Genomic DNA, 7,643 nt, shown 5'->3' with positions numbered 1-7,643 from the left:
GCACCGGTACCGGTGCGGAGCCCCCACTGGTTTGCCCCACCGGCTCCGACTGCGGCGGTCCCGGGCAGCGACGCGGGCTACAGGGTCGAACCGCCCTCCGGCGGCGACGGTGGGTAGAGGTACCGTTCCACCGTGGGAGCGAGGACGTCCACCAGTTCGTCATGGGACAGCTGCGTGAGCCCCGGTAAACGGAGCAGGTGCCGGGCGACGGCGGTCCCGAAGAGATGCGAGGCCGCCAGCGCCGCCCCCGGGCCCTGCGGGACGGAGCCGGAGGCCGGGGCATCGTGCTGCAGGCGGGTAGCGAGCACCTCCCGCAGAAAACCGGCGGCGTGGTCCGACGTCATGGCGGACCTGACGAGGGCGAGCAGGATCGGGCCGGTCTCCTCGTCCTCCCACAGCCGCAAATAGGCATCCGCCACGCGTCTCCCGCTGCCGCAGGGATCACCGGAGAGAGCGTCCGACAGGCGGTCTGCGATCTCCGTGCGGTCCGCCACGGTAACCGCGAACAGCGACTGCTTGTCCTGGAAGAAATGCCGGATCAGAGCGGGGTCGACCTCGGCTCCGGCCGCGATGGCGCGCACGGAGGTGCCCTCGTAACCGTGTTCCGCGAACAGCGCCCGAGCCGCGTCCAGAATCGCATCGCGGGTGCCGCTGTCACCTGCGCGGCGACCGGAAGGCCTTTTCCTGGCGACAGGCCTCGATGTGGTCGTCATGCCGATCACGATATCCCCGCCCGTAGATTTCTACAAGGGAGGAATATGGCGTAGAGTTGGAGCATCCATCCGTCAAGCAGCCACAAATACCCAGTTGCGTGACTCCACGGATTCCCGACCCGCCGCGGCCCGGACCTCAACGGTCCACGGCAGTCACCGCCGGCCATGCCGTGTTCTCCCGGCATGGCCCCGGAGGCGCCCGCTGGGCCTGATCCCCGCTCCCCCGAACTGACGACAACCGATGGTGGAGAATGACGAAACCACGACGTCCGCGCCCCGTCCGTTTCCACGACGATGCTCCCGGAGAAGGCGAACGCCTGTTCTCCGACGGCACGATCTCACCCGTCCTGCGCACGGATTTCGACGTCTCCGCGTACACGCACGACGTCGCCGGCCCGATCCCGATCGACACGGAGTCCCTGCGCGCCACGGCCCGGAACGACGCCGAGACCGCGGCCCTGCATCGCAATCTCACCTACCTGCACCGCGTCGAGGCGGCAGCCCTGACCGAGACCCGCACGATGTACAGCTCGTGGACTGCCAACGAGGCCCGGATCACGGCGTTCATCGCCAGCTGGTTGTGGGAACGGTTCTGGTGGGCCCGGGGGCTGCGCGAGATCCGCGACGCGCTGCCCGCGCCCTCCCCGCCGGTTTCGCCCGAGCGGAGGACCGGCCCCCTCCCCGCGCTGCGTGCCGGGATCCGGAGGACGTACGCCAAGAGGGCCCTGCCTATTGCCGGCCCCGGCTGGACCGCGGCCTTCGGGGAGCGGGTCACCGCCGGCCACATGGCGCGCATGGCCCTCCAGGAGGCATCGTTGCAGGCCGCACTGCGCATCCTCCGGCCCCGCCTCCAGGGGCTCCCGGAGGCCCAGCGCGTCGTCGGAGAGATCATGGACCGCCGCGAGCGCTCGCTGGACTTCTTCCGCCAGGAGGCCATCGCCCGGATCTCCCGGTCTCGGGCAGAAGCGCTGACCGCGCGCCTCGTCGTGGCAGTCGGCGGCGACCCTCTCCGGCCCGCGGGCAGGAGGATCCCCGGCGAGCAGTCGGCGCGCGCTGATCTCTTCCAGGCACCTGCCGACCGTGCGGTCCTGAGCGAGGCTCAGACCGGGATCACCCGGTTCCTGCCCGGTCCGGACCGCATGGTGACCATCATCCCCGCCACCGCGGCGCGCGGTGCCCGGCCCGTCTCCGGAGGATTCCTTGGCGTTCGATCTTGAGAAGTTCGCCGCGACGTCCGAGCCCGTGGGCTGGGACGATCTGGACTTCGGCACCTTCGACACCCAGCCGCTGGACGCGGAGACCCTGCGCTGCCTGCGTTACATGTGCGATGTCGAGTACCACACCTCCTGCTACCTGCGAGACATGCTGGTCACGCCCTCCCACGAGGAGGAGACGGCCGGAGGGTTCATGACCGTGTGGAACCGCGAGGAGTTCTGGCACGGTGAGGCCCTCGCGGCGGTGCTGCAGCGTCACGGGATCGTGGTCGACTACGACGAGCTGAAGTCCAGGCGCGCGAAGCTCGGCTGGAAGGAGGCGCTCAGCCCCCTCAAGCAGTCGGTGCTCTCGGGGCTGGCCGGCACCGATTTCGTGGCCGTGCACATGACCTGGGGCGCGGCGAACGAGCTGTCGGCGGTCTCCGCCTATCGCAGGCTCTCCGCCATGACGGAGCATCCTGCGCTCAGCCCGCTGCTGAAGCGGATCGCCCAGCAGGAGACCCGTCACGTCGCGTTCTACACGACCCAGGGCAGGGCACGGCTCGAGGCCTCGCAGAAGGCGCGCTGGCTCACCCATTTCGCGATGTCGAAGGCCTGGCGTCCGGTCGGTTCGGGGATCATGCCCGAAGCGGAGATCCAGCACGTCATGGGGCACCTCTTCGCCGGGCAGGGGACGGAACTGGATGCACTGGACCAGAAGATCCAGAAACTCCCGGGCCTGGGCGAGCTCACCGTCTTCCGCGACGCCTTCGCGCGGATGGGGATCCATCGCTGATGCGGTGAACACTCCGCCGGAGGAGTGTTCACCGCATCAGGAGATCGTTCAGGACACCCGGTGCAGCCACCGCACGGATGCGCCCTCCGCCGCCAGCCGGAACGGTTCGAGCTCCTCGTCCCACGCCTCGCCCAGCGCCAGGGAGAGCTCGTTCACCACCAGGGCGGGGTCTCCCTTGGCACTTTCGTAGGCGAACCGGATGCGGTCCTCGGAGACCACGACGTTGCCGGCGGCGTCGGTGGTCGCATGGAAGACGCCCAGGTCGGGGGTGAAGGACCACCGGGAGCCGTCATTGCCCGGTGAAGGTTCCTCGGTGATCTCGAACCGGATCTTGCCCAGCGTGCGCAACGCCGAGGCCATCAGCGCCCCGGTGCCCGCGGGGCCGGCCCATTCCAGCTCAGCGCGAAGCGCCCCGGGCGCCGCGCCCTGGGGAACCCAGTGCAAGCCGGTGCGCCCACGGGCGAGAGACTCCAGTGCCCATTCGACATGGGGGCACAGAGCCTGCGGCGCGGAGTGAATTTGCAGCACTCCCCGCGTGAGGGATGACGACATGACCTGTTCCTCCGGCGTGTAGGTGCGTCTTCCCCAACGACCTGCCACGTATCGACCCGGAGCAACCGACTGCAGCCCAGTCAGTCTGTCGATTCCGTTTCCTGATGAAGTGCCGGGATTCGAGGCCCGACATATCACCAGGGGTTATTCATTTGTCTTCGTTTCGTCGGCACGCTATCTATCGGAATGGATTCGATACCGCTTCCGATACGACAGCGATGAGACACCGCAATCTTTCTCGATCTTAACCTCTCGCGTCAACCTGGACCGGGAACACACGCACCGGGCGTCTTTGCTAAGCCCGGGGGTGGGCCTGCCTGAAGGCTTCACCGAGCCGGTCCACGGAGACATGGGTGTAGATCTGCGTCGTCGAGACCGACCGGTGCCCCAGGAGCTCCTGGACCGTGCGCAGATCCGCGCCGCCGTCGAGCAGATGCGTGGCCGCAGAGTGCCGCAGGGCGTGCGGGCCGGTGGCGGCGACATCCGGCTGCTCCCCGAGCACGCCGTTGACCACCTCACGGATCTGCCGTACCCCCATACGGCCTCCTCGGACCCCGATGAGCAGTGCCGCCCCGGATTTCTCCCGGACCAGGCGCGGACGTCGCGCCAGCCAGAGATCGAGGGACCGCTCGGCCGGTCCCCCGAACGGAACCGTGCGTTCTTTGTCGCCCTTCCCGATGACCTTCATGGTGCGCTGAGCCCGGTCGAGGTCGTCGATGTCCAGGCCCGCCAGCTCGGCGACCCGGACGCCGGATGCCCACAGCAGCTCCACGATCAGGAGATCCCGCGCAGCCAGCGCGAGCTGGACTGGATCCTCCACCGGCTCCGCGGCACGCTGCGCCAGGCGGCGGGTGATCGAGTCCAGGTCTCGTTCCGAGACCACCTCGGGCAGATGGGAGCCCTTCTTGGGCGATACCAGACGGAGCGTGGGATCAAGCGGCAAACGACCCGCAGCCGTGGCCCATCCGAAGAAGGTCCGGAGGGCGGAGATTCGCCGGGCGGCGGAGGAGGAGGCGCTGCCGCCCTGGGAGTGGCGTGCCACCAGCCAGGCGCGGATGACGTCCAGGTCGATCTCAGAAACGCCGAGGTCACGTCCGGCCGCGAACTCGAGCAGCCCGCGGACATCCCCGAGGTAGGCCTGGACCGTCGCCGCACTGCGGGAGCGCTCCAGCGTCAGGTACTCCGCGAAACCATGGAGCACCTCCCCGATCTCAGGGGGTGATGCAGCATCCGTCACGCCGCTCCTCCTCCCGTGTTCATAGCCTCTCCCAGGCGCCTCAGGCCTCGGCCGTTCCGCCGTGGTCCGACAGTATGCCCGGCTCGCCGGGACCGGCCGGACGAGGTGGAGGCCCACCGCGGATCCTACCGTTGTCCCGGGCTGTTGCCCGGCCGGGCGAGCTGGCGTCATCTCCGTCGGGGCCGGTGCCACAGGCCACCGCGGTCCACGGCCAGCCCGGAGCGTTCAAGCCGCCGGAGACCTCCTAGAACGGTGCGCACGGGCAGCCCTGCCACCATGGCCAGCGAGTCCACGGTCGCCCCCGTGATGACGGGCAGGGCATCCGCCAGCTGCCGATCCGCTTCACTCAGGCCGTCGAAGATCGCCAATGGCCCCGCTTCCATCTCCTTTTCGGTGCCCAGGGGTCCGGCCAGGCCCAGGAAGTCGTCGATGTCGGCGACGAGTACCGCGCAGCCCTCGCGGATGAGCCTGTGGCACCCGGCCGAGGTGGCCGACTGCACGCTTCCCGGCACCGCACCCACCGGGCGGGACAGCCGGTTCGCGTGATGGGCGGTGCTCTGCGCCCCGGAACGCCACCGGGACTCGGTCACCAGCGTGGCACCTGCCAGGGCCGCGATCAGACGGTTACGGTCCAGGAACCGGAACCGGGCGGGCATTGTCCCGGGGGCTGCCTCGGCGACCACCAGGCCTTCATCCGCGATCCGATGCAGCAGCTGGTCGTTGCCACGGGGGTAGAAACGATCCACTCCGCCGGCCATCACGGCCACGGTGGGCACAGCCCCCGTCGCCGTCGTCAGTGCGGCCCGGTGCGCCGCCTCGTCCACTCCGTAGGCCCCACCGGAGTAGACCGTCCAGCCGCGAGCCGCCAGACCGCCGGCCAGGTCATAGGTGACGGTGCGTCCGTAGCTGCTGCAGTCGCGCGAGCCCACGACCGCCACCGAACGCCGGTCCAAGCCGCCCAGGCGAGCCCTGTCGCCGCGTCCCCACAGGCAGACGGGTGCCTCCAGTCCGAGATCGTCGAGCGCCGCGGGCCAGTCGGGGTCTTCGGGTATGCATACCCAGATGCCGGATCGAGCAGCCCGTTGGAGATCCATGACGGGGTCGCAGCCATCGGCCCGGGCTTTCCAACGCTCCCCGGCCGCTCTGACGGAAGCGGGCAGGGCCGGGGCGTGTTCCCGCAGGACTCGGTCGATCCGGGCGTGCTCATCACCTCGGACTCCCCGGTGGCCGGAGACGATCTCCCAGGCGGCTTGCGCCCCCAGCGCCGTCAGGATCACGTGCCCGATCGTGTCCCGCGGCTCCAGGATCCTGGACAACCCCGCTCGCGCCGCACGGAGGGTGTCCGCCGCTCCGCCGCCACGAGTCGTTCCGTCGTCGGTCATCGCCTTCGCCGTCCTCTCTTCCTCTGCTCTCATGTCGGCCCTATTCCCGTCTGATCCCCGTCCGATGTCCGTCTCAGGCCAGGGACGAGGACCGGAAGTAGAGGGCCGTGTCCACGTCGTCGGCATCCGGCGCGTCCCTGCCGTCGAGGTCAGCGACGGTCCATGCCACACGCAGCACCCGCTGGACGCCGCGTGCCGTCAGGGCTCCCCGTTCCATCTCCCGCTCCAGCGCGGCCATGACTCGCGAGGGCCTGCGCAACTCGCCGGTGAGCAGGGAGGACCCGATCTCGGCATTGCACCGCAGACCGAACCGGGCCAGGCGCTCCGCCTGGAGACTCCTCGCCCGTGCCACCCGGACGGCGACCGTGGCGGTGTCCTCCCCCACCGCCCCGCCGGTGAGCTCGGCGTAGCTCACCGCGGGTACCTGGACCCGCAGGTCCACCCGGTCCAGGAGGGGGCCGGAGAGCTTTCCGAAGTAGGCGCGCCGTTCCCGTGGAGTGCAACGGCATTCCTGCGCCTTGGCGCTCGACCGTCCGCAGGGGCAGGGGTTGGCGGCGAGCACGAGCTGGAACCGCGCGGGGTATCGGGCACTGGCCGCCGCCCGGTCGATGCGCACGCTTCCGGTCTCCAGCGGTTGCCGCAGGGCATCGAGCACTCCCCTGTCGAACTCGGGCGCCTCGTCGAGGAAGAGAACGCCCCGGTGCGCGCGGGACACCGCCCCGGGCCGGGGGATGCCGCTGCCTCCGCCCAGGAGGGCCGCCGCGGATGCGGAATGATGCGGGCTTTCGAACGGGGGCCTGCGGATCAGCTCGTGGCGCGAGCACACTCGGTTCTCCAGGGAGTGCACGGCGGTGACCTCCGTGGCCGCCGCATCGTCGAGTTCCGGCAGCAGGCCCGGCAGGCGTTCGGCCAGCAGGGTCTTGCCGGACCCCGGCGGGCCGCTGAGCAGCACATGGTGGCCCCCGGCCGCGGCCAGCTCGACCGCCGCCCGGCCGTCGTACTGACCCGCGACATCGGCGAGGTCCGGGACCTCCGCGGCATCAGGTGCCATGGTCGGGGGTGCGACAGCACCGTCCGTACCGGTCGCCGGGCGGATGAGGCCATCCGCTTCGGCGCCCGCTGCGCGGAGCACGTCCGCGAGGCACTCGAATCCCTCGACCACCGCCCCCGGCACCAGGGCGGCCTCCGCCGCGTTGGCAGCCGCCACGATCACCCGCGGATATCCCTCTGCGACGGCCGCCAGGACGGCCGGCAGCACACCGCGGACCGGACGCAGCGCGCCGTCCAGAGCGAGTTCGGCCAGGTAGACGACATCGCCCTGGGGCGGCATCGCACCATCCGCCTGCAGCACGGATGCCGCGATGGCCAGGTCGAAATGGGAACCCCTCTTGGGAAGCGTGGCGGGAGTGAGGTTGACCGTGATCTGGCGCGGACTCAGCGGCGCTCCCGAATTGCGCGCTGCCGACCGCACGCGGTCCCTGGCCTCGCGCACCGACAGATCCGGCAGCCCCAGGACGTTGAAACTGGGCAGCTGGGAGCCGATGTCCGTCTCCACTTCCACGACCGTGCCGTCCAGCCCGATCAGTGCCACCGACAAGGCTCTGGCGAACCGCTGCATACCCACCACTCACCCGCTTTCCCCCGGCCACCGGGGCTGCTCTGCCGAGAACCCGGACCGTCGCTCTCGTACCGGCACGGCCCCAGCGTGCCCCGAGGATGAGCGACGACGGCAACGCCCGCCGCCCGGTCGGAGGAAGAGCCCGGCAAGGA

At 70.2% G+C, this 7,643-nt stretch carries 7 protein-coding genes; 2 read left to right on the top strand and 5 right to left on the bottom strand.

Annotated features, from left to right (window positions below; all coding sequences use genetic code 11):
- Nucleotides 1-77 precede the first annotated feature (77 nt).
- Nucleotides 78-713, bottom strand: coding sequence for a TetR/AcrR family transcriptional regulator (locus FCK90_RS01710; RefSeq protein WP_158032543.1), 636 nt, complete (start codon nt 711-713; stop codon nt 78-80).
- 251 nt (nt 714-964) lie between these two features.
- On the opposite strand from FCK90_RS01710, the gene FCK90_RS01705 reads away from it, so the two are divergent.
- Nucleotides 965-1,930, top strand: coding sequence for a hypothetical protein (locus tag FCK90_RS01705; protein WP_158032542.1), 966 nt, complete (start codon nt 965-967; stop codon nt 1,928-1,930).
- Nucleotides 1,914-2,702, top strand: coding sequence for a ferritin-like domain-containing protein (locus FCK90_RS01700; protein WP_158032541.1), 789 nt, complete (start codon nt 1,914-1,916; stop codon nt 2,700-2,702). The genes FCK90_RS01705 and FCK90_RS01700 overlap by 17 nt, the downstream gene beginning before the upstream one ends.
- Nucleotides 2,703-2,750: 48 nt before the next feature.
- Here the strand turns inward: FCK90_RS01700 and FCK90_RS01695 are convergent, their stop codons facing one another.
- The 4 genes from FCK90_RS01695 to FCK90_RS01680 form a co-directional block, all read right to left on the bottom strand.
- A complete protein-coding gene (locus tag FCK90_RS01695) occupies nt 2,751-3,254 on the bottom strand; it encodes a DUF3145 domain-containing protein (protein ID WP_158032540.1) in 504 nt (167 codons plus the stop codon).
- A 295-nt stretch (nt 3,255-3,549) separates the two neighbouring features.
- Nucleotides 3,550-4,491, bottom strand: a complete 942-nt coding sequence (locus FCK90_RS01690) for a tyrosine-type recombinase/integrase (RefSeq protein ID WP_246179892.1) — start codon at nt 4,489-4,491, stop codon at nt 3,550-3,552.
- A 167-nt stretch (nt 4,492-4,658) separates the two neighbouring features.
- Complete coding sequence (gene dprA, locus FCK90_RS01685; RefSeq protein ID WP_158032585.1) at nt 4,659-5,873, bottom strand: DNA-processing protein DprA; 1,215 nt, start codon at nt 5,871-5,873, stop codon at nt 4,659-4,661.
- 73 nt (nt 5,874-5,946) lie between these two features.
- The gene (locus FCK90_RS01680) at nt 5,947-7,491 is read right to left on the bottom strand and encodes a YifB family Mg chelatase-like AAA ATPase (RefSeq protein ID WP_158032538.1); all 1,545 of its coding nucleotides are present in this window, start codon (nt 7,489-7,491) and stop codon (nt 5,947-5,949) included.
- Between the last annotated feature and the right edge of the window lie 152 nt (nt 7,492-7,643).

Origin of the sequence: Kocuria coralli (assembly GCF_008831305.1) — a bacterium.
In the GTDB taxonomy this organism is placed as follows: Bacteria; Actinomycetota; Actinomycetes; order Actinomycetales; family Micrococcaceae; genus Kocuria; species Kocuria coralli.
This window is presented reverse-complemented; position numbering and strand designations above follow the sequence as displayed.

Bases quoted from the DNA above. Each gene is read 5' to 3' on its own strand.
- FCK90_RS01710 (WP_158032543.1), bottom strand. From the start codon at position 713: ATGACGACCACATCGAGGCCTGTCGCCAGGAAAAGGCCTTCCGGTCGC.
- FCK90_RS01705 (WP_158032542.1), top strand. From the start codon at position 965: ATGACGAAACCACGACGTCCGCGCCCCGTCCGTTTCCACGACGATGCT.
- FCK90_RS01695 (WP_158032540.1), bottom strand. From the start codon at position 3,254: ATGTCGTCATCCCTCACGCGGGGAGTGCTGCAAATTCACTCCGCGCCG.
- dprA (WP_158032585.1), bottom strand. From the start codon at position 5,873: ATGACCGACGACGGAACGACTCGTGGCGGCGGAGCGGCGGACACCCTC.
- FCK90_RS01680 (WP_158032538.1), bottom strand. From the start codon at position 7,491: ATGCAGCGGTTCGCCAGAGCCTTGTCGGTGGCACTGATCGGGCTGGAC.